We start from the raw sequence: 23,293 nt of genomic DNA on the forward strand, positions 1-23,293 counted from the left end.
AAGTCGTGGAAGTGGACCCGTCCGGTAAGAGATGGTCCCTCGAGTCCCATGCTCCAGTTCCGCTGGAACGTTGATCGACGCAACTGTGCACCCTTGGCTCCGGTGAAAACGAATGCTTCAGGCGGTCGTTTGACAGCACGCGGACCCGGTTGTTGTCCTCGGCAAGGGCCGGAGAGCCCTCGGGGCCAAAGGCGTGCCGGCCGTACCGCCGTCAGCCACTGTCTGTGCGCGGCCGGTCAGGAGCCGGAGATCCTCCGCACCGGGGGATGTCGCCTCCGCCATGGGCGCCGCAAGATGGAGGCATCAGACGGCACGAGCAGGGACAGCCGCGTCCGGCGGCCGGTTCGGCCGAGCTGCGCATGGGGGGTGGCCCGCGGCCTGAGCCGAGCGCGCGGTGACGCTCAGCGCGGGAGGTGGGACAGATGGCAGTGCAGAAGATCGCGCACCCGAGCGTGGATGATCGCAGGGCCGCGGGCTTGGAGGCCCGGGACCGTGCGGCGCCGGCGAGCCACACGAAGTGGCGGCCGGCCGGGGACCGTCCTGATCCGGTCGGCCTGCTGGAGGAGCAGGACGCCACCCGCGAGCCGGACCTGGTGCCGGTGCGCCATGGCCGGATGATGGTCTCGCCGTTCACCTTCTACCGGGGCGCGGCCAAGATCATGGCCGCGGATCTGAAGGACACGCCGGTGGCCGGTCTCACGACCCAGTTGTGCGGCGATGCCCATCTGTCGAATTTCGGCCTGTTCGCCTCGCCCGAGCGGCGGCTGCTGTTCGACCTGAACGACTTCGACGAGACGCTGCCGGGGCCGTTCGAGTGGGACGTGAAGCGGATGGCGGCGAGCTTCGAGATCGCCGGGCGTAACAACGGGTTCTCCGAGGCGGACACGCACGAGGCCGTACTGGCGTCGGTGACGGCGTACCGGGAGGCGATGGCCGCCTTCGCGCAGATGCGCACGATGGACATCTGGTACGCCCACCTGGACGAGGACGAGCTGATGGGCGCGATCCGCAGCGCGCTGGCCGAGACGAAGAAGGAAGCCAAGGGCGCGAAGAAGAAGGAGAAGAAGAAGGACGAGAAGCAGGAGAAGCTGGTCAGGACGGCGGAGAAGCGGGCGCAGAAGGCCGCCGCGAAGGCGCACACGCGGGACAGCCTGCAGGCGCTGTCCAAGCTCGCCGAGTTGGTCGACGGGCAGTACCGGATCGTCAGCCAGCCGCCGATCGTGGTCCCGGCGCGTGACCTGGCCGCCACCTACGGGCTGTCCCGGGAGCAGGTCGTGCCGGCGATCCAGCAACAGTTCCGCGCCTACCGGGCCACGCTGCAGGACGACCGGCGCCACCTGCTGGAGCGCTTCGAGGTGGTGGACATGGCCCGCAAGGTCGTCGGCGTCGGCAGCGTCGGCACCCGGGCGTTCATCGTCCTGCTCCAGGGACGTGACGCACAGGACCCGCTGTTCCTGCAGATCAAGGAGGCGACCGCCTCGGTGCTGGAGGCCTACCTGCCCAAGAGCCGCTACAAGCAGCACGGCGAGCGCGTTGTGCAGGGGCAGCGGATGATGCAGGCCGCCAGCGACATCTACCTCGGCTGGACCATCGGCCTGGACGTGAAACGCCACTTCTACTGGCGCCAGCTGCGCGACATGAAGGGCTCGGTCGATGCCGAGGCGCTGGCACCGATGGGGCTCACGTTCTACGCGCGCACCTGCGGGTGGACGCTGGCGCGGGCCCACGCCCGGTCCGGCGACGCGATCGCCATCGCCGAGTACCTGGGCGCGAGCGACGCGTTCGACACCTCGATCACCGACTTCTCGGAGCGCTACGCCGACCAGAACGAGCGGGACTATGAAGAGTTCGTCAACGCGGTCAAGTCCGGACGGATCGAAGCGGTCGAGGGCGTCTGACGATCGGTAGCGTGCGGGGCCCGTCCTGGATCAAACGGTTGATCCAGGACGGTTGCCGAGGTCAACTCCCATAGACCTCGAGCTCGACGATGCGGGAGTAGGTATGGCCGTTGCCGTCGAGGCAGAGGATGCGGACGGCGTCGGCCCGGACCGGGTCGAAGGTCGAGGTGACGTGGCCGAGGGTGTTGCCGCGGACCTGGGCGACGGTCTGCCAGTCGGCGGTGCCGGTGCGGACCTGGACATCCCAGTCGCGCAGCCCGTTGGTGGCGGCCGGGTACTTGACCGAGTCGAGGGTGTAGAGCTCGACCCGGTTGACGGTGGCCGGCTGGGACAGGGCGACGTCGTAGTTGTCCGGGAAGACCGCGCGGGTGCCGTCGTTCCAGCCGGTCAGGGTGTCCCAGTGCTCGGAGTCCTTGTCGCCGTCGACCGCGCCGCAGAGCGCGAAGTTGCCGTGCGTCGACGACGCGGCCGCCTGCTCGCCGAGGGCGAGGTTGTCGCCCGGTCCCTTCGGCGGCAGCGGGTTCACCTGGACAGGCACGGTCACACGCGACCGGTCGACCTCGAGGGTGATGTTGTAGTCGCCGGGCTGGGCGTCGCGCGGTACGCGCACCTCGACGGGCGCGCTGACCGGCTGGTCGGGGTCGACCGCCGGCAGCCAGGACGAGAACAGTTCACGGGACAACTGGAGTGGACCGGTCGGGGTCACCGTCAGATCGGCGTACCTGTCCTCGGTGCCGGTGTTGGTCATGGTGAGGTTCAAGGTGCCGGGCAGACAGGGCAGGCCGACGACGCGCAGTTCCTGAGGGTCGGCACCCACCCGGACGTCGGTTGTTGCTTTGGGCACCGAACTCGCCCCGAGCAGGGAGGCGGCCACCACGGCGCCGAGGCCGGCGGCCGATTGCCAGCGGATGTTCATCGGATGCTCCTCACAGAACCTGGATGCCTGGGTGCCCGTCCTCGACGAGGAGCTTGGCGCGGGTGCTGACGGTGCCGTTCGGGACGCTCACCTTGTCGACCACGCGGTAGTCGGAGATCCACCGCTGGGGCGTGATGCTGCAGCTGACGTACCCGCGCTGGAAGTTGCCGAACTTGATGTGCGGGTTCTCCTGCAGCAGGGTCAGGCCGCCGGGATCGAGGTCCATCCCGTCGATCCCGGACGTGATCGACGTACCGACGAACTCGCTGCCGACGGTCGGGGACGACTGGTCGGTGAAGTCGAGTTTGAGGTCCGAGGCGACGCTGCGATGCAGGTCGCCGGCGATCGAGACCAGGTTGCGGACCTTGCGCTGGGCCGCACCGCCGAGGACGCGGCCACGCGAAGCCTCGTAGCCGTCCCAGGTGTCCATCGGGACCAGCACTTCAGGCCCGTCCTTGGTGTCGAGCCGGGCGATCGCGGTCTGGTGGGCCATCACGTTCCAGCGCGACTGCGACGCCGTCCAGCCGTCGAGCAGCCACTTCTCCTGGGCGTCGCCGGTGATCGTGCGTGCCGGGTCCTTCGTCTCCGGGCCGGGCGCCTTGGTGCCGTCGCCGTACGCCTGGTCGGAGCGGTACTGCCGGGTGTCGAGCACGCTGAACTCGGCCAGCCGGCCGAACCGCAGCCGGCGGTAGAGCTGCATGTCCGGACCCTTGGGCAACTGCGCGAGGCGGAGCGGCATGTGTTCCCAGTACGCGCGGAACGCGTTGGCGCGGCGTACCAGGAACTGCGCGGGCGGCGCGCTCGGATGCGCTTCGTCGGCCCAGTTGTCGATCACCTCGTGATCGTCGAGCGTGACGATCCACGGCGCGGCCGCGTGGGCGCGCTGCAGGTCCGGATCCAGCTTGTACGCCGCATAGCGCGTGCGGTACTCGTCGAGCGTCACCGTCTGCTGGGTGATGTACGGCTCGTTCGAGTCCGGCCGGATCCCGCGGTCGATGCCGAACTCGTAGATGTAGTCGCCGAGGAAGAACACGACGTCGTGGTCCCGCTTGGCCATGTCGGCGTACGCCGTGTACCAGCCCTCCCACGACGCCTGGCAGGAGGCGAAGGCCAGTGACAGTTCGGCGAGGTTCGCGTCCGCGGTCGGCGCGGTCCGGGTCCGGCCGACCGGGCTGAGCCGTCCGTTCACGCGGAAGCGGTACCAGTAGTGCCGCCACGGCCGCAGTCCCCGTACGTCGACATGCACCGAGTGACTGGACTCCGGCCGGGCGGTGGCCGTCCCGGAGCGGACGACCCGGTGGAAGCGCTCGTCCTCGGCGACCTGCCACTGGACCTCGACCGGACGCCGCTCCATCCCGCCGAACGGCGTGAGCGGCTCCGGGGCGAGCCGGGTCCAGATCACCACGGCATCGGGCAACGGATCACCCGAGGCGACGCCCAGGGTGAAGGGATCCCGCCGATCGGGCCGGCCGGTGGCGCCGGCCGTCGCACTCCCGATCTCGGGCAGCTTGCCGGTCAGCGCCAGCGCGGCCGCCGTCCCGGACACGGTCAGAAAGGTTCGTCGACTACTGCGCATCGGCACCGGCCCACCCGATCATCCGTAGGTGATCACTTCCGTAACGGGAGATTACGAGAAGTTCTCAGGATCGGGTGGGATCTGTCCGGTTCCGGTCTCAGCGACTGACGATCTTGCTCGCAGGCGGCGCGGTGATGCTGACCGGCTTGTTGTAGTCGGACATCGTCATCACCATCGAGACGCCGCTCAGGTCGAACGACATCCGGCGGATCAGGTGGGCCTGGTCCATCCACATCGAGTAGGTCAGGGTCTTCGGCACGCCCGCCGGGACCTTCTTGCCCTGCGCGGCCAGGGCCTTGGCGGTGTTGACGGTGACGTCGTACCGGTCGAGCTTCTGGCCGCCGATCGTCTCGGTGCGGACGAACTTGACGGTGGCCACGCTCGAGTCGAACGACTTGAAGATCTTGGTCGGGTCGCCGCCGGCGAGGGTCTCGCCGAGCTCACTGGCCTCGTCGGACTTGAACTTCACGTACTTGCCGGCCGGAGTCATCCCCGGGATCGACATGTAGGCAGCCTTCTTGACCACGACGATCTTCGCGGTCTTGCCCTGGAAGGCCGCGCCGGTCATCTCCATCGACATTGCGATCGGATCGGCGGTCTGGACGCCCTTCATGGTCAGCACGGTCTGGCCGTTGGCCGTCATCGTGCCGAGGATGCGCCAAGACTTCTGCTTGGTCAGCGCGGCGTTCATCGCCGGCACGAAGGTGACGCGGTTGAGGTGGGCGACCGGCGCCGGCTTCACGGGCGCGGCGGTGGTGGCCACCGGCGTGCTGGCCGACGTCGACGGCTTGTAGCCGGTGGCCTCGGGCTTGTCGTTGCCGCAGGCGGCCAGGCCGAGGGCGATCGGTACGGCAGCGACGGTGGCCATCGCGGCACGGAACTTCATGATGCGGATTCCTCCCCAGATGAAACAGACGATGGATCTTATGGTCTGGACCACCCGAGGGGAAGTGGTTTTGCAGCTAGTTGCAGCTAACCGCGCTTGACCGAAGCGAGCAGCAGCTGGGCGACGTCCTGGACCTCGACCGACTCGGCCGCGGAACCGTCCGCCTGCTTGGCCGTCAGACCGTCGGACAGCATCACCCGGCAGAACGGGCAGCCGGTGGCGATCTTGTCCGCGCCGGTCTCGACCGCCTCGGTGGTCCGGTTCAGGTTGATCCGGCTGCCGATCTTCTCCTCCATCCACATCCGCGCGCCACCCGCGCCACAGCAGAACGACTTCGTCTTGTTCCGCGGCATCTCGGCGTACTCCGCGCCCGGGATGATGTCGAGCAGCTCGCGCGGGGCGTCGTACACCTGGTTGTGGCGACCCAGGTAGCACGGGTCGTGGTAGGTGATCTTCTGGCCGTTGAGGGTGCTGTCGGCCGGGGCGACCGGGGTCAGCTTGCCCTCGCGGACCAGGCGGTTCAGCAGCTGGGTGTGGTGGATGACGTCGAGCTCGACGCCGAGCTGGGAGTACTCGTTCTTCAGCGTGTTGAAACAGTGCGCGCAGGTGGAGACGACCTTCTTCGCGCCGGTCTCCTTGAAGACCTCCGCGTTCTGCATCGCGAGCTGCTGGAAGACGAACTCGTTGCCGGACCGCCGGGCCGGGTCGCCCGTACAGGTCTCTCCGTCGCCCAGCACGGCGAAGCTCACGCCGGCGATGTCGAGCAGCTCGGCGACCGCCTGCGTGGTCTTCTTCGCCCGGTCCTCGTAGGCGCCGGCGCAGCCGACCCAGAACAGGTACTCGACCTCCGCCAGCGTCTCCACGTCCGTCCCGACCTGCTTGACCTCGAACGGCAGGTCCTTGGCCCAGTCCATCCGGCCGGACGGGTTCATGTTCCACGGGTTGCCCTTGTTCTCCAGGCCCTTGAACAGCCCGTTGAGCTCGGACGGGAACGACGACTCGATCAGCACCTGGTAGCGGCGCATGTCCATGATCGCGTCGACGTGCTCGATGTCGACCGGGCACTGCTGCACGCACGCACCGCAGGACGTGCACGCCCACAGCGCCTCCTCGTCGATCACCGCGACGTCCGCGGGACCGACCAACGGCTTGTCCTGCTCGGCGAGCACCAGCTCGGGCAGCGACTTGCGCTCGTCGTCCGACGACGCCAGCAGGTACGGCGCCTTGGCGTACGCGTGCTCGCGCAGGTTCATCATCACCAGCTTGGGCGACAACGGCTTCTCGGTGTTCCACGCCGGGCACTGCGACTGACACCGGCCGCACTCGGTGCAGGTGGTGAAGTCGAGCAGGCCCTTCCAGGTGAAGTCCTCGATCTTGCCGACGCCGAGGGCTGCGTCCTCGTCCAGCTCCTCGATGTTCTCGAAGTCGATCGGCTCGCCCTTGACCATGATCGGCTGCAGCGCGCCCAATGCCAGACCGCCGCCATTACCAGTAGCAGGCTTGCGCTTGAACCAGATGTTCGGCCAGGCGGTGAAGCGGTGCCAGGCCACACCCATCGTGGCGTTCAGCGAGATCGTGATCATCCAGGCGAACGAGATCAGGATCTTGATCATCGCGACCAGGTAGACGGTGTTCTCCAGCGCACTCTCGGACAGTCCGCCGAACAGCGCGTTCCCGACGAACCAGGTGGTCGGGAAGTGGAACTTGTCGCCGGCGCCCAGCTCGTACTCGAGCCCGCGCAGCAGCAGGATGCAGACCAGGACGCCGAGGATCGTGTACTCGACGTAGTAGGCCTGCCAGGCGGTGGATCCGAAGAACCGGCTGTACCGGCCCTTCTCCCCGCGCGGCAGGTTCCGCAGCCGGATCACGATCAGCCCGATGATCGAGATCAGGCCGGTCCAGGTGAGGAACTCGCTGACCCACTCGAAGACGAACCAGTGGCCGATCACCGGCAGCGCGAAGTGTGCGTCGAACAGCTGGCCGAACGCCGTCACCAGGCTGAGGAACAGCCCGATGAAGCCGAAGGCGACGAACCAGTGCAGGACGCCGATGTGGCTCCACTGCAGCATCCGGGTGTGGCCGAGGGTCTCCTTGGCCAGGGTGGCGGTGCGCTGCCCCGGGTTGTCGGTGCGACCGGCCGGCTGGCCCAGCTTGATGACGGACACCATGTGCCCGATCGTCTTGCCGAACAGCGCGACACCGACGGCGGTGATCGCGAGCGAGACGACGATGGCGAGGATCTGCATACCAGCGATGTTATTGGTCGGTTACCCGTGAGTCATGTCGATGCGGCCCTCGTCACGCCCGAGATGTCGTCGTGAGCAAACCGACACAGAGCGTTACAAGAGATCCATTGCCGCCGCTGGAGGCCTGTCCGTAAGTTTCCTACCACTGCAACCGCAGTCTGAGTCAATCGGTTACGGCGGGAGAGTGGGATGCGGCTTCGTCAGGGAATCGTTGCTGGAGTGGTGCTCGCGACCGGTCTGGTGGTGCCGGCCGCGGCGACCGCGGCGCCGGCGGCGGCCAAGAAGTGCGACACCAAAGCGGTCCACTGGTACACCCGTGGCGGTCACGAGGTGTACGTCGGGACCAATCTGTACAGCGACTGGATGGAAGGCCCGGGCCGGATCACCTACCAGAAGACCGCGACCTCGGAGTCGAACTCGTCCTGGTCCGGCGACCTCGGCGTGAGCATCCCGCTGGTGATCGCGGAGATCCAGAACAAGTACGCCAAGACGGTGGGCAAGTCCCACTCGGTCACCGACAGCTGGTCGTACACGGCCGAGGTCCCGGCCGGCAAGGTCCGGCGGCTGCATCAGCTCAAGCAGTCCTGGCGGGTCCAGGTGGTGCGGTGGAAGTACACGACCAGCGACTGCAAGAAGACCAAGGAGGTCAGCAACCGGACCGCGACCTTCCCGACCAAGAACCGCGACTACATGTGGATCCTCGTCGGCCGCGAGTGAGCACTACTCGGTGAGCCGGTCCAGCCGGGCGGCGACCGCGGGACGTCGCGGATCGTCGGCCGGCAGGCCGGCCGCGAGGGACTCGAAGATCTCCAGATCCTCGGCGCCGGTGGACGTCTGCGCGAACTGCCACAGAACGTCGGGATCGTCGGCATCGAGGGAGGCGCGGCGCAGGGTGGCGTCGAGCTCGTCCCTCTCGGCCCGCAACGCCGGCGCGTCGGAGCGGGCCAGCAACGGGCCGTTGTACAGGTCGACGGCGGCGCGGAGGTCGCCGCTGCGAAGAGCAGCCTGAACGTCGGTGATGTCGCCGGTGACGTCGGCGATGATCCGGTACGGCTTGGTGTCGAGGACGCCGCCGCCGAGCAGGTTCCGCAATCGGTGCATCTCGGCGCGGACCGTGGTCGGGTTGCCCTCGTCGCCGTACAACTGCAGCATCAGCTGCTCGGCGGTGAGGCCGGACGGGTGGAGCAGCAGCAGGGCGAGTACTTCGGCCCGCCGCAACGTCAGCGCGATCTCCCGGCCGGCGACGACCGCGATCGGCTGGCCGGCCCCGAGCAGCTTCAGCCGCAGTGACGGGCGGCTGCGGCGGACCGGAGTACCCGGCATGCGGAGCAGGTAGCCCTCGTCGAGTTGCTCGATCAGGGCCTCGCGGCCGTCGCCGAGGTCGATCCGGTCCGCGCCGTCCGGGACGACGAGGCGATCGGGCAACCATTCGAGCGGTTGGACGGCGAGCACGCGGCCGGTCGGCGTCAGCAACGCACCGGGCGCGTCGCCGAGCGCCATCAGGTGCCGCATGTTGCGGGCGCGCAGCATCTCGTCGGCCGCGGCCATCCGGACCCGCAGCTGTCCTTCGGCGAGCTGGGCCGCGGCGGTCACCAGCGCGACCATGGCGGGATGCACCGTGCGGAGCGGGCCCGAGACGTCGACCGCGCCGAGCAGCTTGCCGGTATCGGGGTCGTGCACAGGCGCGGCGGCACAGGTCCATTCGTGGATGCGCCGGACCAGGTGCTCGGCCGAGTAGATCTGGACCGGCTGCCCGACGGCGAGCGACGTACCCATGCCGTTGGTGCCGATCTGCTCCTCCGACCACACCGCACCCTCGGACAGTGCGATCCGGTCGGCCTGACGCTTGACCTCGGCCGAGCCCTCGCGCCAGAGGATCGTGCCCTGGGCGTCGGTGATGATCATGATGTGCGACGCCTCGTCGGCGATCGTGGTCAGCGTCTGCCGCAGCACCGGGAGGACCGCGCGGAGCGGATGGTTCTCGCGGATCGCCTCGACCATCTCCGGGTCGACGATCACCGGCGGCGCGTCCAGCTCCGGATCGACCGCGGCCGCGAGCGATCGTTGCCAGGACTCAGCAACCAGTGGGCGCGGCGCACCCGGTACCCGGCCGCCGCCGAGCACCTCGTCGTACAACTCGCTCAACCGGCGGGCCTGTTCCGATGCTTCCATGCCGCCTGCTTTACCGCCTCACGTCACGCTGCAACGTCGGTGCAACGTCCATCCTCCTACCTTCGGTCCACCCGTCGGGTTTCCCAAGGAGGACCTATGACGATCTTCGCAGCTCCCGGGCAGGATGGCAGCCCGGTCACCTACAAATCGCGCTACGAGCACTTCATCGGCGGTGAATGGGTTCCGCCGGCCAAGGGCGGGTACTTCGAGAACCCGTCACCCGTCACCGGTGAGAACTTCACCGAGATCGCCCGCGGTACGGCGGACGACGTCGAGCGCGCCCTCGACGCCGCCCACGGTGCCGCGCCGGCCTGGGGACGCACGTCACCGGCCGAGCGGGCCGACATCCTGAACAAGATCGCCGACCGGATCGAGGCGAACCTCGAGCTGCTCGCGGTCGCCGAGACCTGGGACAACGGCAAGGCGGTCCGCGAGACGCTGGCCGCGGACATGCCGCTGGCGATCGACCACTTCCGCTACTTCGCCGGCGCGCTGCGGGCCCAGGAGGGCTCGGTGTCGGTGATCGACGACGACACCATCGCGTACCACTTCCACGAGCCGCTCGGTGTGGTCGCGCAGATCATCCCGTGGAACTTCCCGATCCTGATGGCGACCTGGAAGCTGGCGCCCGCGCTGGCCGCCGGGAACGCCGTCGTGCTCAAGCCGGCCGAGCAGACCCCGGCCTCGATCCACGTGCTGATCGAGCTGATCCAGGACCTGCTGCCGCCGGGGGTGCTGAACGTGGTGAACGGCTTCGGCGTCGAGGCCGGCAAACCGCTTGCCTCAAGCAACAGAATCGCCAAGGTCGCGTTCACTGGTGAGACCACGACCGGCCGGCTGATCATGCAGTACGCCTCGGACAACATCATCCCGGTCACGCTGGAGCTCGGCGGCAAGAGCCCGAATGTGTTCTTCGCCGACGTCGCGGCCGGCCGGGACGACTTCTACGACAAGGCGCTGGAGGGCTTCACGCTGTTCGCGCTGAACCAGGGCGAGGTCTGCACCTGTCCGTCCCGCGCGCTGATCCAGTCCTCGATCTACGACCAGTTCCTCGGCGACGCGACCGCGCGGACGCAGGCGATCAAGCTGGGCAACCCGCTCGACACCGACACGATGATGGGCGCGCAGGCCAGCAACGACCAGTACGAGAAGATCCTGGCCTACATCGAGATCGGCAAGGAGGAGGGCGCTCGCGTCCTCACCGGTGGCGGTCGCGCCGAGCTCGGCGGCGAGCTGGCCGGCGGGTACTACATCCAGCCGACCATCTTCGAGGGCGACAACAAGATGCGGATCTTCCAGGAGGAGATCTTCGGCCCGGTCGTCGCGGTGACCAGGTTCGACGACTACGCCGACGCGATGAAGATCGCCAACGACACGCTCTACGGTCTGGGCGCCGGCGTCTGGTCGCGGGACATCAACACCGCCTACCGGGCCGGGCGGGAGATCCAGGCCGGCCGGGTCTGGACGAACTGCTACCACGCCTACCCGGCGCACGCGGCCTTCGGCGGCTACAAGAACTCCGGCATCGGGCGGGAGAATCACAAGATGATGCTCGACCACTACCAGCAGACGAAGAACCTGCTGGTCAGCTACAGCCCCTCGAAGCTGGGCTTCTTCTGACCATGGTGGTCGAGAAGGTGTTGCTGACGGACGCGGCGGCGGAGCTGCTGCGCCGTCTCACCGACCTGCACGGTCCGCTGATGTTCCACCAGTCCGGTGGCTGCTGCGACGGCAGCTCGCCGATGTGTTACCCGGACGGGGAATTCCGAACGGGGTCGGCGGACGTGCATCTCGGTGATCTGGTCGTCGACGGCGTGGACAAGCCGATCGCCTTCTGGATGGCGGCGAACCAGTACGGATACTGGAAGCACACCCAGCTCACCGTCGACGTGGTGAAGGGCCGCGGCAGCGGCTTCTCGGTGGAGGCCCCCGAGGGTGTCCGCTTCCTGATCCGCTCCCGTCTCTTCACCGACCAGGAGTCCGCGGCGCTGGGACTCCTCTGAGCGAGTGCCGACCGTCCGGTGGCGTTGCCGGACGGCCGACACTCTTCACGAGTACCAGCCCACGCACGCTCCCGCGCTCGCTCCTTCGTCGCGCCCGCTGCGCGCGTAGTACCGGCCCACGCGTGCTTTCGCGGTCGCTCCTCCGTCGCGCCCGCTGCGCGCGCTCCCGCCCGCCCCCGGCTTGGCGCCGTCCTTCCAGCTGCCGGCTGCCGCCGGCGACTTGCGGGCTGCCGCCCGCGGGTGGTGTTTGGGCGGGGCCGTGGTTAGTGAAGGGGATGTGGTGGTGTCCCACGCGTGCTTTCGCGGTCGCTCCTTCGTCGCGCCCGCTACGCGCGCTGCCTCGTCCGCACGTGATTTGGTGAGGTGCAGCGGGTTTGGGGGAGATCGACGTGCGACCACGTGAGCCGCACCATGTCAGACATTCTGCTGGTGCCTAGAGGTGGCAGATCGTCGGACTTGGTCCGTTGGTCGCAGGTTCCGATCCTGCCGGGCTTGCAGTCAAACCCGCAGACGACGGATCAGTTGTCCAGTACGGCGCGGTAGATGTCTGAGCTGCTTGCCTCCGGGCACGCGTCTTTCAAACGGAGGATGAGAAGGCGCTGGTCGTCGGGAGCATCACGCAGACGCAGTGCCAGGGGGAGCTGCGGGCGATCGACGACGTGCAGCCAGAAGGTCAGGTCGATCTTCCAGGTCTCCGTGTGCAGGACGGCGTAGAAGCGCTCGTCGGTGATGGCCGGCGTCGGACGGCGGTCGCCGCGCTCGTCCTGGAAGTCGACGCTGCGCAGGTCGACGCGCCGGGCAAGGACCGCCAGGCCTTCGAGGACGGTGGCCGCGGTGGCGTCCGGGGCGTCGAACATGACGTCGAGGTCGCGCACGACCATCAACCCGGACACCGCGCTGCCGATCACCTGGGGACGCCAGGGGAAGGCGGACTCCAGGTCCAGCCGGCCGAGCAGTTCGGACGACTCGGCCTGCAGGCGGCGGGCTCGTTCGACGAGGGACATGCCTCGACGGTAGGGGTCAGGTCGTGGCGATCACCAAAGGTTTTTCGGGGAGAAGGGGCCTGGGCGCCGAAACGGTGTCAAAGGTCAAGGACAGGAAACTCAGGGGGAAACCTTCAGCGCCGGACGGGTGGCCGGGCACCCCGTCAGCGCGGGGAAAATCCGGCCCGGCCGGTGCGGCTGTCACGGGTTCACCCATGACATTTGTCAGGGCACCGATCGCTGGCTTCCGGCCATGCCCCGGACGGACGATTTCTGGCACCCAACCACGCCGGTCTCCGCCCCCCGACGAACGGTCACGGGGCGGGGACCTGCCCAGCTCGAGGAGTTCTGTTGAGGCAACGGATTCTCGTGTCCGCCCTGGGCGTCGGTGCACTAGCCGTCGCGGGACTGACCGCACAAGGGGCCGTCGCGGCCCCCACCCCCTACACCGCCGGGAAGCATGCCGCCAGGGTCTGCTCGGCCACGACGGCCGCGCACACCGCGGCCTGCAACGCGATCAAACTGGTGAACGACAAGGGCGTCGCACCGGCCTCCACCACGCCGCCGTCGACCGGGCTCACCCCAGCGGGCCTGCGCGACGCGTACAAGCTGAACGGCCTGAGCGCGGGCGGTCGCACGGTCGCGATCGTCGACGCGTACGGCTACCCGAACCTGGAACGCGACCTCGGCGTCTACCGCTCCCAGTTCGGTCTGTCCGCGTGTACGACGGCCAACGGCTGCCTGAAGATCATCAACCAGACCGGCGGGACGTCGCTGCCGAGGTTCAACGCGGGCTGGGCCGGTGAGCAGGCGCTCGACGTCGACGCGGTCTCGGCGGCGGCGCCGGACGCGAAGATCGTCGTCGTGCAGGCCAACTCGGCCAGCTTCGCCGACCTCGGCACCGCCGTGGTGACCGCGTCCAAGCAACCCGGCGTGGTCGCGATCTCGAACAGCTACGGCGGCGGCGACGCGTCCGACGCGACCTACGGCACGTACTACAACCACCCGGGCATCGCTGTCACCGCGTCCACCGGGGACAACGGCTACCAGGGCGGCAGCTACCCGGCGTCCTCGTCGTACACGACGGCCGTCGGCGGTACGTCGCTTGTTGCTGCCAGCAACTCGCGTGGGTGGAGCGAGACCGTGTGGAGCGGTGCCGGCTCGGGTTGCTCGACGTACAACACCGCTTTGAGCGCGGCCTCGTCGTTCAACACCGGCTGCTCGAAGCGCGCGATGGCGGATGTCTCCGCGGCCGCCGACCCGGGCAAGGGCGGGATGGCGATCTACTACCCGACCAGCAAGACGGCGTCGACCTGGGCGCAGTTCGGTGGCACCAGTGAGGCCGCGCCGATCATCGCCGCGGTCTACGCGCTGTCCGGCAACACGAGCGGCTACGCGAACGCGCTGCCGTACGCGCACCCGGGCTCGCTGTTCGACGTGACCAGCGGGAGCAACGGCTCCTGCCCGACCACCCAGTGGTGCAACGCCCGCACCGGCTGGGACGGCCCCACCGGCCTCGGCACCCCGAACGGCGCCGGCGCCTTCTGAGGCCCACGAGCGAACGGGCGGACCTCTACCGCGATTGGGGTCCGCCCGTTCACCCTTGCACTCCTTCGCCGACGCGACACCCGGTGCGATCGATCGGTGGCGGGGTGCAACCATTCCCCGGTTGCTCCTAGTACTCTTCCGGGCACGAAGGACAACCCTCGTCTCCACGTCATTCCGGTGATTTCCCTTCCCAGGAACCGTTGGCACGCCTAAGGTCAGCCCCCGGGACGGGTCGTGGAGGGCGACCCGCGAACACGAACTCCATGGAGATTTGCAGTGACAACATCACGCAGAGGGCGGGGGCTCCTAGCAGTCACCACCGCTGTCTCCGCCGCCACGGTGCTGGCCGTCACGGCCGCCGGTGGCGCCACGGCGGCACAGACCGCCGGCCCAGGTGACGCCAAGGGCAAGCCGGCCCAGTCCGAGAACTTCTCGGGCAAGGAGCGCAAGGGCAACTACGACGCCCGGACGCCGAACGCCAAGACCACCAACGCCCGCGCCGCCAAGGTGGCCGGCAAGGAGACCGCCGCTTCGGAGAAGTTCCGGAACTCGCTGGGCGCCCAGGGTGTCGTGGAGCTCGACCCGAACACCGGCACCCCGGCCCAGGTCACCAAGCTGAACGGCTTCCTGACCGGTAAGAGCGCGAAGAAGGCGCAGGACGTCGCGCTGGGCTACGTGAAGGCGCACCCCGAGGTCTTCAAGCTCTCCGACGCCGACCTGGCCACGCTGAAGCTGCGCAAGGACTACGTCGACGACCTGGGCACCCACCACGTGTTCTGGTCGCAGGTGGTCGACGGTGTCGAGGTGTTCGGCAACGGCCTGAAGGCCAACGTCACCAAGAACGGCCAGCTGATCTCGGTGATGGGTTCGCCGGTGTCCGGCCTGACCTCGCAGGCCCAGGCGAAGTCGGCCGAGGCCGCGCCGAAGGTGACCGCCGCCGCGGCCCGCACCGCCGCCGCCGAGGACATCGGTGGTACGGCGAAGTCCGCGACCGCGAAGTCCGCCGGTGTCAGCACCACCTGGAGCAACGGCGACACCGCGAAGCAGGTGTGGTTCCACACCGCCGACGGGCTGCGCAAGGGCTGGCTGACCTACGTCAACGCCGGCGGCATGAAGATCTACAACCACGTCATCGACGCCCAGACCGGCAGCCTGCTCTACCGCAAGGACCTGGTCAGCGAGGGCAACGGCGACGCGCTGGTGCAGGACAACTACCCGGGTGCGGCCAAGGGCGGCACGCAGCGGGTCGAGAACCTGATCTACAACAAGTGGCTGCCGAAGAACGCCAAGACGCTGCTGGACGGTACGTCGGTGGCCGCCTGGGCGGACGTGAACGACGACAACCAGCCGAACAACGGTGAGACGGTCAGGGTGCCGGGCACCAAGACCGGCGCCGAGTACAAGCTGGTGCCGTTCCAGAACAACTCCTCCGGGCTCTGCTCGGCGACCTTCGTCTGCACCTGGGATCCGGCCAAGCCGGACTCCTGGAAGACGAACATGAACCAGGACGTCACCAACGCGTTCTACCTGGCCAGCAACTTCCACGACTGGCTGGCCAAGCCGCCGATCAGCTTCACCCCGGCGGCCGGTTCGTTCGACGCCGCGGGCGGCGACCCGGTGCACCTGAACGCGCTGGACGGCGCGGCCACCGGTGCCGACGGCGGCCCGGACGCGAACCACATCGACAACGCGAACATGTCCACCCCGCCGGACGGCACCCCGCCGACCATGCAGATGTACCTGTGGCACCTGCCGGGCGCGACCGACGCGCAGGAGCCGTGGGTCCCGTCCAGCGGCGCGAACGACGCCAGCATCCTGTACCACGAGTACACCCACGGTCTGTCCAACCGCCTGGTCGTCGACGCGACCGGCAACTCGACGCTGAACAGCATCCAGGCCGGCTCGATGGGCGAGGCGTGGAGCGACTTCTACGCGATGGACTACCTGGTCTCGCACGGCCTGGAGAAGGACACCACCGCTCCGGGTGAGGTCCTCGAGGGCAAGTACGTCAGCCACGGTGAGCTGTTCCGCACCCAGGCGATCGACTGCCGCGTCAAGGCGGTCAGCCCGAACTGCATCCAGCCCGACGGTTCGAAGGGCGGCTACACCTACGCCGACTTCCCGACCATCGGTGGCACGCCCGAGGTGCACTCCTCCGGCGAGGTCTGGGCGCAGACGCTGTGGGATCTGCGGGAGCGCTTCGGCCGCAGCTACGCGATGAGCATCATCACCCGCGCGATGGAGCTGTCGCCGGCCGACCCGACCATGCTCGACATGCGCAACGCGATCGTGCAGGCCGACCTGGTCGCCAGCGGCGGCAAGAACGCCGACATCATCTGGACCGTCTTCGCCAACCGCGGCATGGGCTGGTACGCCGGCGTCGTCGACGGCGGCGACGCCTTCCCGGCCGAGGACTTCCACAAGCCGCCGACGGGTGCGACCACGACCCTGACCGGCACCGTGAAGGACAAGGACACCGGTGCTCCGATCGCCGGCGCGCTGGTCTACGTCGGCGGACACTCGTCCGGCTACGCGGGCGACTACGCCGCGTCGACGGACGCGAACGGCAACTACTCGATCAGCGGCGTTGCCCCCGGCACCTACCCGAAGGTCGTCATGTCGGCCCCGGGCTACGAGCTGCTGGTCCAGTCGGCCACGGTCAAGGCCGGCGCCAAGTCGAACTTCCTCCCGCGACGCAACTGGGCAGCCAGCTCCGGTGGCGGTTCGGTGGTCGGCTTCAACGGTCCGGACTTCACCCCGCAGTGTGGTCCGGCGTACGCGATCGACAACGCGCAGGGCACCGGCTGGGGCAGCACCACCGGTGACGACAACGGCACGCCGACCAACGTGATGGTCGAGAAGCACATCGACATCAAGCTGCCGGCGAAGGTGAACATCAGCGGCTTCAACGTCGACCCGTCGAACACCTGTGGCGACCCGGGCAGCTCCTCGACCGGCAAGTACCGGATCGAGACCTCGGTGGACGGCACCACCTGGGCGACCGCCCAGACCGGTGAGTTCACCGCCGCCAACCGGGGCAAGTACAACCTGCTCGCCCCGAGCGGCAACGCGACCGGAGTTCAGTACGTGCGGTTCTGGATGCTCAGCCCGCAGGTCCCGGACTTCGCGACCAACTGCCCCGCCGGTGCGTTCGGCGGTTGCCAGTTCACCGACATGACCGAGCTCCAGGTCTTCGGTACCAAGTAACAACCCCTCCAGCGAAGGCCGGTCGAGCATCCGCTCGGCCGGCCTTCCGGCGTTTCAGTGCTCGTTCGAGGGTGCGGCGGGTGGGACGGTCTGGGCCCACTCGGCCCAGTCGGCGAGGGCCGTGTACAGGCGGATGCCGGCTTCGACGGTGACCCGCATGGACTGGGTCTGCGGGCTGAAGCCGTAGTCCCCGCGGTCCTTGGCGACAGCCAGATGCTGGTACTGCTCGGCCAGCGCCCGGTAGTACTGTGCCTCGGCCTCGAGGTGACGTTGCAGGTCGTCCGACTCCATCAGCCAGAAGAACAGTGACCGCAGCAGCGGTTGCAGCCGCATGGTGTGGTCGACGTCGACCTCGGTCAGCCAGCGCTTGACCTCGGCCACGCCGGCGTCGGTGATCCGGTAGGCCTTCCGCCGCCGCGGGCCCTCGCTCTCGACCTCGACCAGGCCCTCGGCCGCGAGCTTGCCGAGCTCGGCGTAGATCTTCGGGTGCTGGGACGGCCAGATCGACCCGAGCACCTCGGTGAACCGGCGGGCCAGGTCGTACCCACTGGCCGGTCCCTCGGCGAGCAGCCCGAGCAGCCCGTGCCGCAACGACATGCCGCCTCCTTCGATCGTGTCCTGCTCCGGCAAGCATCTTGACATGTCCCGGAGGACATGTGCATGCTCGCTTATGTCCCTAGGGACATGTCCTATAGAACATCTCAGCATCAAGGGAGTCGCTATGACAGACAGCCGGGCGGTCCTCATCACCGGTGCGACCGGCGGGATCGGGGCTGCGACGGTCGACCTGCTCCGGCGCCGCGGTTTCACCGTGTACGCCGGGGCGCGCGGGCGGGCCGAGTTCGGAGAAGGTGTGCACGTGGTCCCGCTGGATGTGGCGGATCCGGAGAGCGTCGCCGCGGCGGCCAAGCGGGTCTCGGGGGAGGTCGAAGGGCTGCGGGCGGTGATCAACAACGCGGGCGTGATCGTGCAGGGTCCGCTCGAGCTGGTGCCGGCGGACGAATGGCGGCGGCAGCTCGAGGTGAACACGCTCGGCCCGGCCTCGGTGGTCCGGGAGTTCCTGCCGCTGGTCCGGGCCGGGGCCGGGCGGATCGTCAACGTGAGCGCGCCGACCGGCCGGATCGCGATGCCGCTGCTCGGGGCGCTGTCGGCCAGCAAGGCCGGGCTCGAGGCGTTGTCGAACGCCCTCCGGCTGGAGCTCGCGCCGTGGAAGATCCCGGTGATCGTGGTCGAGCCGGGCTCGACGCAGACCGCGATCTTCGCGAAGGCCGGCTCCGCCGCGGAGGAGTCCCTGCAACGGATCGATCGCGATCGGGTCGCCCTCTACCGCGGTCATCTCGCCGCCTACGAGAAGGCGGCCGCCCGCTTCAAGCCCGGCCCGGTCGACAAGGTCGCCGCGGTTATCGTCCGTGCGGTCGAGGCGCCCCGGCCGAAGCGCCGCTACACCGTCGGCGACGCCCGTACCCTCGGTGCGATCCTCACCAGGTTGCCGGCCGGGCTGCGGGATCGCCTGCTCAGCAGCACGCTCGGACTGAGCGGCCTCAAAGGATGAACGGGTTGTCCACATCGTGAGCAACGGGAAGTAAGTGTAGTGAAATAGTCTAGTTTCGCGGGTGTGGATGCCGTGGCTCGAGTCTCGTCGTCCCGCTCAGTGGGTGGGCGGGGCGGCGACCGAGCCGCGCTCGATCAGGGTCGGCGTGATGGTGGTCCGGCGGACCCGGCGGTTGGTGTCGACGGCGGAGGTGACGCGGGCGACGACGTCGGCGACCAGCTCGTCGAGCGGCCAGTGGAACGTCGACAGCGGCGGCGTGAGCAGCTGGGACATCGGCTGGTCGTCGTAGCCGAGCAGGGAGATGTCGTCCGGGACGGTCAGGCCGAGCTCGCGGCCGGCGGCGTACACCCCGAAGGCCATCGAGTCGGCGAGGGCGAGGATGCCGGTCGGCCGTGGCGTGCTGGTGAGCAGCTTGCGAGCGACGTCGGTCGCGCCGGCCAGGTCGTGCGGGCACTGCAGGATGCGGATCTTCAGCTTGAGGTTCACGCCGATGCGCTGGGCGATCTCCTCGGCCGGCCGCTCGACCTCGAACCGGCGGGTCGGGCTGAGGACGGCGATCTGCCGATGGCCGGCGTCCGCGAGCCGGTGCAGGGCCGTGCTGACGCCGCTCTCGTTGTCGAACACGACCTCGGACTTCGCCTTCGCACCCGGCAGCGCGTCGCCGATCGCGATCACCGGCGCGTGCTTGGCGATCTCGGCCCAGCCCTTCGCGGCCGGGTTGATCGGGATCACCACGATCGCGTCGGCGCGGTGGTCGACCAGGTGCTGGGCGAGCTCGAGCTGCCGATCGGCGTCTCCGGCCGAGTCGATGATCCACGCGTTCCGGTCCGGCGCGAGCAGCTCCCGGCCGAGCGCGGCCGCGAGGCGCTGCTGCCAGAGGTCCTCCAGGGACGCGCAGAGCACGCCGATCGAGCCACTCCGTCCGGACGCGAGCGCCCGGGCGACCGGGTCGGCCTGGTAGCCGAGGCGATCGGCGGCGTCCTGGACGCGCTGCCTGGTCTCCGGCGTCCCGTGCAGACCGCGCAGTGCGTAGGACACGGCGGCCATCGAGAGCCCGGTCTCGGCGGCGATGTCCTTGAGGGTAGGCCTCCGGCTGGTTCCGGACATGTCCACGACCTTAGGCCATGGAGTCCGATCCAGCGCCTACTGCGCGGCACTCGGGGGTGCAGCTCGGTGCACCGGTGCAAAGGCCACGATGCGCCGCATCGAGGCCTTCGCCCCGGCACACCGAGCTACACCCCCGAGCACCTGCTCGCGACGGCGCTGGATCGGACTCCATGGCCTGGGCCACCCCTCGGACAGAAACTTGACAACGGGTGCTTTGAAGCGCTTCACTCTAAGCACCCTGAAGCGCTTCAATCTGATCAAACCGCCGGAAGGGGGAGCCGATGATCGACGTCCACCAGCATCTGTGGCCGGACGGGTTCGTCGACCGGCTCCGGGCGCGCTCCGAGCCGCCGTACCTGGACGGATGGACGCTGCACACCGCGTCCGAGGCGCCGTACGACGTGGATCCCGCGGCGCACGCGATCGACAAGCGGGTCGCCCTCGAGCAGGACTCGGGTACGACGCTCGCCGTGGCGTCGCTGTCGAGTCCGCTCGGCATCGAGCACCTCGGGGATGTCGCGCTGCTCGATGCCTGGCACACCGGGGCCGCGGAGTTCCCGGAGCCGTTCAAGGCCTGGGCCGCCGTCAACCTGCTCGACCCGGATCTCGACGGCCTGGAATCCCTGCTGCGTAACGGTTTTCTGGGCGTGCAGCTGCCCGCTCACGTGCTCGGCACACCCACCGAATGGGCCGAGCAGAGTGAGTTGCTGGCCGTCGCGGAACGGTTGAACAAGCCGATCCTCGTCCACCCGGGCGTGGCCGGGACGGTCGGCGAGGCGCCGGGTTGGTGGGCGCCCGTGGTCGATTACACGACGCAGCTGCAGGCCGCTTGGTGGTCGTGGCATGCGTTCGGTGGGCGACGCTCGTACCCGAACCTGCGGCTGTGCTTCGCGGCCGCGGCCGGCTTGGCGCCGGTGCACCACGAACGGCTGGCCGCGCGCGGCGGCCGGCTCGGCACCATCGACCCCAACCTGTACGTCGACACCTCGAGCTACGGCCCGCAGGGGATCGACGCGGTGGCCCGGGTGCTCGGCATCGACCAGGTCGTGCACGGCACCGACCGGCCGTACGCCGGGATCACCGAGCTCCGCCAAGGCGACGCCGCGACCGCGGTGATTCGCCACGACAACCCGTACCGGCTCCTGTACGGGGCCGGCCAGCCATCTCCTGAGAGGGGAGTGCAGTGACAGCCCAGCCCATCACCGACGTTCCAGTCGTGCCGGCGCGCCAGGCCACCAGGCTCGTGGAGCTCAACGACTGTCTGTCGCTGGACAACCTTCCGGGCCGTGACCTCGATCCCGCCGAGCTGTCCGAGCTGGCCGCGTCGATCGCCGCCCAGCCGCAGCTGTGGGAGGACAAGGTCGCCTACAGCGACGAGGAGCGGGTCTTCGCCTCGCTGCACCGGGACGCGAACGTCGACGTCTGGCTGATCTGCTGGACGCCGGTCAACGACACCGGCTGGCACGACCACGACGTCTCCTCCGGCGCCGTCGCGGTTGCCAAGGGCAAGCTGGTCGAGCACAACCTGGCCATCGGCACCGAGTCCATCGAGACCGAGGTCGAGGCGGGCGACGTCTACGGCTTCGGCCCCGACCATATCCACCGCCTCACCGGCCTCGACAAGGGCAGCATCACCCTCCACGCCTACAGCCCCCCGCTCTGGCGCATGGGCCAGTACTCCGTCAAGGACGGCGTCCTCCGCCGGGTCTCCGTCTCGTACGCCGACGAGCTCCGCCCGATCGACTGAGAAACAGAACCAAGGAGAACTAAGAACCTGCCCGATCTGCCCCGGGTTGCCCTGGGATCTGGCCTGCCCGGGGTGGGGGTTCGTGTCCAGGATCGGGGGTCATGACGACGAATGTGGAGCTCGAGGAGCACTACACCGAGCGGTATGACGAAGCGGCCCGGTTGGGCTCGACGACCAACGGGCGGCTGGAGCTGGCGCGGGTTCAGGATCTGCTCAGCCGGTATCTGCCACCGCCTCCCGCGGCGGTGGCGGATATCGGCGGCGGGCCGGGCGTGCATGCGGGCTGGCTGCGGCAGCGCGGGTACGACGTCCAGCTGATCGACCCGGTCGAACGGCACGTCGTCCAGGCGACCGCGGCCGGGATCAGTGCCGTCCGTGGGGACGCGCGCGAGCTTCCGTGGGACGACGAGGAGTTCGACGCGGCCTTCGTGGCCGGTCCGATGTACCACCTGCCGGAGCCGGCCGACCGGCGACAGGCGCTGCGCGAGGCGATCCGGGTGACCAAGCTCGGCGGCTTCGTCGCGGTGATCGCGATCAACCGGGCGGCCAACCTGATCGGCTCGACCCTGGCCAACACGTTGATCGAGCGGCAGGCCGTGGTCGCCGAGATCCTCCGCGAGGGGTACAGCCCGCGCAACGATCGAATGGCGCAGACGACGTACCACACCGTCGCCCAACTGCGGTCCGAGCTGATGAACGTCGGCCTCCGCGGGGTGACGATCCACGGGCTGACCGGTCCGGGTGGCTGGCTGACCGTCATGATCGACGCGCATTACCAGGGCCGCCCGCTGCCGGACAGCTTGCTGGAGCCGGATCCGTTGCGGACCGCGCTGGAATGTGCGCGGCTCGCGGACAGTCATCCTGAACTCGTGCAGGCCAGTTCGCTGCTGTTCGGTGTCGGTCAGCGGGTCTGACGGATAGGGTCTTGTGTGGATGTCGTATGACCTGAGGAGCAGATCTTATGAGTTCGGGAGCTTCTGGTGGGGGGCGGAGCCGGCGGCGGCTGGTGACCGAGATCAAGGACTCGCTCCGGGAGTTGAGCAATCAGCTCGCGATGCTGAACCGGCAGGTCGGGGCGCACCTCGAGCTCAAGGACGTCGACCTCGACTGTCTCGAGCTGATCGCGCGGTACGGTCCGCTGAGCCCGAGTGCCGTGGCTCGGCGGGCCGGACTGCATCCGGCGACCATGACCGGCGTACTCGATCGGTTGCAGCGCGGCGGCTGGATCGTGCGCGAGCGTGACCCTGAGGGGCCCGACCGCCGCGCGGTGACCGTGCGGGTGCTCCGCGAGCGCAATGCCGAGGTGTTCGAGCTCTACGCGGGGATGAACGGCAGCATGGACGGCCTCCTCGCCGGCTACTCCGTCGCCGAGCTCGAGCTCCTGGTCGATTTCCTCCAGCGCACGACCACCGCCGGCAACGCCGCCACGACAGCCCTCGCCGAGGCCTAGGA

General features: G+C 68.8%; 19 protein-coding genes. 11 read left to right on the forward strand and 8 right to left on the reverse strand.

The window, feature by feature from the left end; all coding sequences use genetic code 11:
- Window positions 1-422 precede the first annotated feature (422 nt).
- On the forward strand, window positions 423-1,898 hold the full coding sequence (locus tag ACZ6O0_RS30185) for a DUF2252 domain-containing protein (protein WP_465768396.1): 1,476 nt from the start codon (window positions 423-425) through the stop codon (window positions 1,896-1,898).
- A 61-nt stretch (window positions 1,899-1,959) separates the two neighbouring features.
- On the opposite strand, the gene ACZ6O0_RS30190 is transcribed toward ACZ6O0_RS30185, so the two are convergent.
- The 4 genes from ACZ6O0_RS30190 to ACZ6O0_RS30205 form a co-directional block, all read right to left on the reverse strand.
- Window positions 1,960-2,814, reverse strand: coding sequence for a discoidin domain-containing protein (locus ACZ6O0_RS30190; protein ID WP_465768397.1), 855 nt, complete (start codon window positions 2,812-2,814; stop codon window positions 1,960-1,962).
- 10 nt (window positions 2,815-2,824) lie between these two features.
- Window positions 2,825-4,360: an alkaline phosphatase D family protein gene (locus ACZ6O0_RS30195; protein WP_465768398.1), complete on the reverse strand. Its 1,536-nt coding sequence runs from the start codon at window positions 4,358-4,360 to the stop codon at window positions 2,825-2,827.
- Between the two features lie 127 nt (window positions 4,361-4,487).
- Window positions 4,488-5,276: an SCO4651 family lipoprotein gene (locus tag ACZ6O0_RS30200; RefSeq protein WP_465768399.1), complete on the reverse strand. Its 789-nt coding sequence runs from the start codon at window positions 5,274-5,276 to the stop codon at window positions 4,488-4,490.
- Window positions 5,277-5,362: 86 nt separating this feature from the next.
- Window positions 5,363-7,522, reverse strand: a complete 2,160-nt coding sequence (locus ACZ6O0_RS30205) for a (Fe-S)-binding protein (protein WP_465768400.1) — start codon at window positions 7,520-7,522, stop codon at window positions 5,363-5,365.
- Between the two features lie 189 nt (window positions 7,523-7,711).
- Between ACZ6O0_RS30205 and ACZ6O0_RS30210 the strand changes: the two genes are divergently transcribed.
- Window positions 7,712-8,239 carry a hypothetical protein gene (locus tag ACZ6O0_RS30210; protein WP_465768401.1) on the forward strand — a complete coding sequence of 176 codons (528 nt, stop codon included), beginning with the start codon at window positions 7,712-7,714 and terminating at the stop codon, window positions 8,237-8,239.
- 3 nt (window positions 8,240-8,242) lie between these two features.
- Here the strand turns inward: ACZ6O0_RS30210 and ACZ6O0_RS30215 are convergent, their stop codons facing one another.
- Complete coding sequence (locus tag ACZ6O0_RS30215; protein WP_465768402.1) at window positions 8,243-9,694, reverse strand: GAF domain-containing protein; 1,452 nt, start codon at window positions 9,692-9,694, stop codon at window positions 8,243-8,245.
- A gap of 96 nt (window positions 9,695-9,790) precedes the next feature.
- Here ACZ6O0_RS30215 and adh point away from each other — a divergent pair, with 96 nt between their 5' ends.
- Window positions 9,791-11,314, forward strand: a complete 1,524-nt coding sequence (adh, locus tag ACZ6O0_RS30220) for an aldehyde dehydrogenase (RefSeq protein ID WP_465768403.1) — start codon at window positions 9,791-9,793, stop codon at window positions 11,312-11,314.
- Between the two features lie 2 nt (window positions 11,315-11,316).
- A complete protein-coding gene (locus ACZ6O0_RS30225; RefSeq protein ID WP_465768404.1) occupies window positions 11,317-11,697 on the forward strand; it encodes a DUF779 domain-containing protein in 381 nt (126 codons plus the stop codon).
- Window positions 11,698-12,215: 518 nt separating this feature from the next.
- Here ACZ6O0_RS30225 and ACZ6O0_RS30230 read toward each other — a convergent pair.
- On the reverse strand, window positions 12,216-12,701 hold the full coding sequence (locus tag ACZ6O0_RS30230) for a hypothetical protein (RefSeq protein ID WP_465768405.1): 486 nt from the start codon (window positions 12,699-12,701) through the stop codon (window positions 12,216-12,218).
- Window positions 12,702-13,031: 330 nt separating this feature from the next.
- On the opposite strand from ACZ6O0_RS30230, the gene ACZ6O0_RS30235 reads away from it, so the two are divergent.
- Both ACZ6O0_RS30235 and ACZ6O0_RS30240 read left to right on the forward strand, forming a co-directional pair.
- On the forward strand, window positions 13,032-14,228 hold the full coding sequence (locus tag ACZ6O0_RS30235; protein WP_465768406.1) for a S53 family peptidase: 1,197 nt from the start codon (window positions 13,032-13,034) through the stop codon (window positions 14,226-14,228).
- Between the two features lie 276 nt (window positions 14,229-14,504).
- Window positions 14,505-17,435: a M36 family metallopeptidase gene (locus ACZ6O0_RS30240; protein ID WP_465768407.1), complete on the forward strand. Its 2,931-nt coding sequence runs from the start codon at window positions 14,505-14,507 to the stop codon at window positions 17,433-17,435.
- Window positions 17,436-17,489: 54 nt separating this feature from the next.
- Here ACZ6O0_RS30240 and ACZ6O0_RS30245 read toward each other — a convergent pair whose 3' ends face one another.
- Window positions 17,490-18,032: a PadR family transcriptional regulator gene (locus tag ACZ6O0_RS30245; protein WP_465768408.1), complete on the reverse strand. Its 543-nt coding sequence runs from the start codon at window positions 18,030-18,032 to the stop codon at window positions 17,490-17,492.
- Between the two features lie 124 nt (window positions 18,033-18,156).
- Here ACZ6O0_RS30245 and ACZ6O0_RS30250 point away from each other — a divergent pair, with 124 nt between their 5' ends.
- The gene (locus ACZ6O0_RS30250; RefSeq protein ID WP_465768409.1) at window positions 18,157-18,987 is read left to right on the forward strand and encodes an SDR family NAD(P)-dependent oxidoreductase; all 831 of its coding nucleotides are present in this window, start codon (window positions 18,157-18,159) and stop codon (window positions 18,985-18,987) included.
- A 96-nt stretch (window positions 18,988-19,083) separates the two neighbouring features.
- Here ACZ6O0_RS30250 and ACZ6O0_RS30255 read toward each other — a convergent pair whose 3' ends face one another.
- Window positions 19,084-20,094, reverse strand: a complete 1,011-nt coding sequence (locus ACZ6O0_RS30255) for a LacI family DNA-binding transcriptional regulator (RefSeq protein WP_465768410.1) — start codon at window positions 20,092-20,094, stop codon at window positions 19,084-19,086.
- A 281-nt stretch (window positions 20,095-20,375) separates the two neighbouring features.
- On the opposite strand from ACZ6O0_RS30255, the gene ACZ6O0_RS30260 reads away from it, so the two are divergent.
- The 4 genes from ACZ6O0_RS30260 to ACZ6O0_RS30275 all read left to right on the forward strand — a co-directional run bounded on the left by ACZ6O0_RS30260 (window position 20,376) and on the right by ACZ6O0_RS30275 (window position 23,291).
- Window positions 20,376-21,281 (forward strand): amidohydrolase family protein, encoded by a 906-nt coding sequence (locus ACZ6O0_RS30260; protein WP_465768411.1) that lies wholly within the window; start codon window positions 20,376-20,378, stop codon window positions 21,279-21,281.
- Entirely contained in the window at window positions 21,278-21,841 is a 564-nt protein-coding gene (locus tag ACZ6O0_RS30265) for a cysteine dioxygenase (protein ID WP_465768412.1), read from the forward strand. Before ACZ6O0_RS30260 ends, ACZ6O0_RS30265 begins: the two co-directional genes overlap by 4 nt.
- A gap of 101 nt (window positions 21,842-21,942) precedes the next feature.
- Window positions 21,943-22,755: a class I SAM-dependent methyltransferase gene (locus ACZ6O0_RS30270; RefSeq protein WP_465768413.1), complete on the forward strand. Its 813-nt coding sequence runs from the start codon at window positions 21,943-21,945 to the stop codon at window positions 22,753-22,755.
- A 47-nt stretch (window positions 22,756-22,802) separates the two neighbouring features.
- A complete protein-coding gene (locus ACZ6O0_RS30275) occupies window positions 22,803-23,291 on the forward strand; it encodes a MarR family winged helix-turn-helix transcriptional regulator (RefSeq protein ID WP_465768414.1) in 489 nt (162 codons plus the stop codon).
- Window positions 23,292-23,293: the final 2 nt, after the last annotated feature.

Source organism: Kribbella sp. NPDC048837 (assembly GCF_055586945.1).

Excerpts from the sequence above, each read along its gene's own strand:
- ACZ6O0_RS30205 (WP_465768400.1), bottom strand. The coding sequence starts at position 7,522 with ATGCAGATCCTCGCCATCGTCGTCTCGCTCGCGATCACCGCCGTCGGT.
- ACZ6O0_RS30275 (WP_465768414.1), top strand. The coding sequence starts at position 22,803 with ATGAGTTCGGGAGCTTCTGGTGGGGGGCGGAGCCGGCGGCGGCTGGTG.
- ACZ6O0_RS30260 (WP_465768411.1), top strand. The coding sequence starts at position 20,376 with ATGATCGACGTCCACCAGCATCTGTGGCCGGACGGGTTCGTCGACCGG.
- ACZ6O0_RS30215 (WP_465768402.1), bottom strand. The coding sequence starts at position 9,694 with ATGGAAGCATCGGAACAGGCCCGCCGGTTGAGCGAGTTGTACGACGAG.
- ACZ6O0_RS30250 (WP_465768409.1), top strand. The coding sequence starts at position 18,157 with ATGACAGACAGCCGGGCGGTCCTCATCACCGGTGCGACCGGCGGGATC.
- ACZ6O0_RS30245 (WP_465768408.1), bottom strand. The coding sequence starts at position 18,032 with ATGTCGTTGCGGCACGGGCTGCTCGGGCTGCTCGCCGAGGGACCGGCC.
- ACZ6O0_RS30185 (WP_465768396.1), top strand. The coding sequence starts at position 423 with ATGGCAGTGCAGAAGATCGCGCACCCGAGCGTGGATGATCGCAGGGCC.
- ACZ6O0_RS30270 (WP_465768413.1), top strand. The coding sequence starts at position 21,943 with ATGACGACGAATGTGGAGCTCGAGGAGCACTACACCGAGCGGTATGAC.
- ACZ6O0_RS30230 (WP_465768405.1), bottom strand. The coding sequence starts at position 12,701 with ATGTCCCTCGTCGAACGAGCCCGCCGCCTGCAGGCCGAGTCGTCCGAA.
- adh (WP_465768403.1), top strand. The coding sequence starts at position 9,791 with ATGACGATCTTCGCAGCTCCCGGGCAGGATGGCAGCCCGGTCACCTAC.
- ACZ6O0_RS30255 (WP_465768410.1), bottom strand. The coding sequence starts at position 20,094 with ATGTCCGGAACCAGCCGGAGGCCTACCCTCAAGGACATCGCCGCCGAG.
- ACZ6O0_RS30210 (WP_465768401.1), top strand. The coding sequence starts at position 7,712 with ATGCGGCTTCGTCAGGGAATCGTTGCTGGAGTGGTGCTCGCGACCGGT.
- ACZ6O0_RS30225 (WP_465768404.1), top strand. The coding sequence starts at position 11,317 with ATGGTGGTCGAGAAGGTGTTGCTGACGGACGCGGCGGCGGAGCTGCTG.
- ACZ6O0_RS30190 (WP_465768397.1), bottom strand. The coding sequence starts at position 2,814 with ATGAACATCCGCTGGCAATCGGCCGCCGGCCTCGGCGCCGTGGTGGCC.
- ACZ6O0_RS30200 (WP_465768399.1), bottom strand. The coding sequence starts at position 5,276 with ATGAAGTTCCGTGCCGCGATGGCCACCGTCGCTGCCGTACCGATCGCC.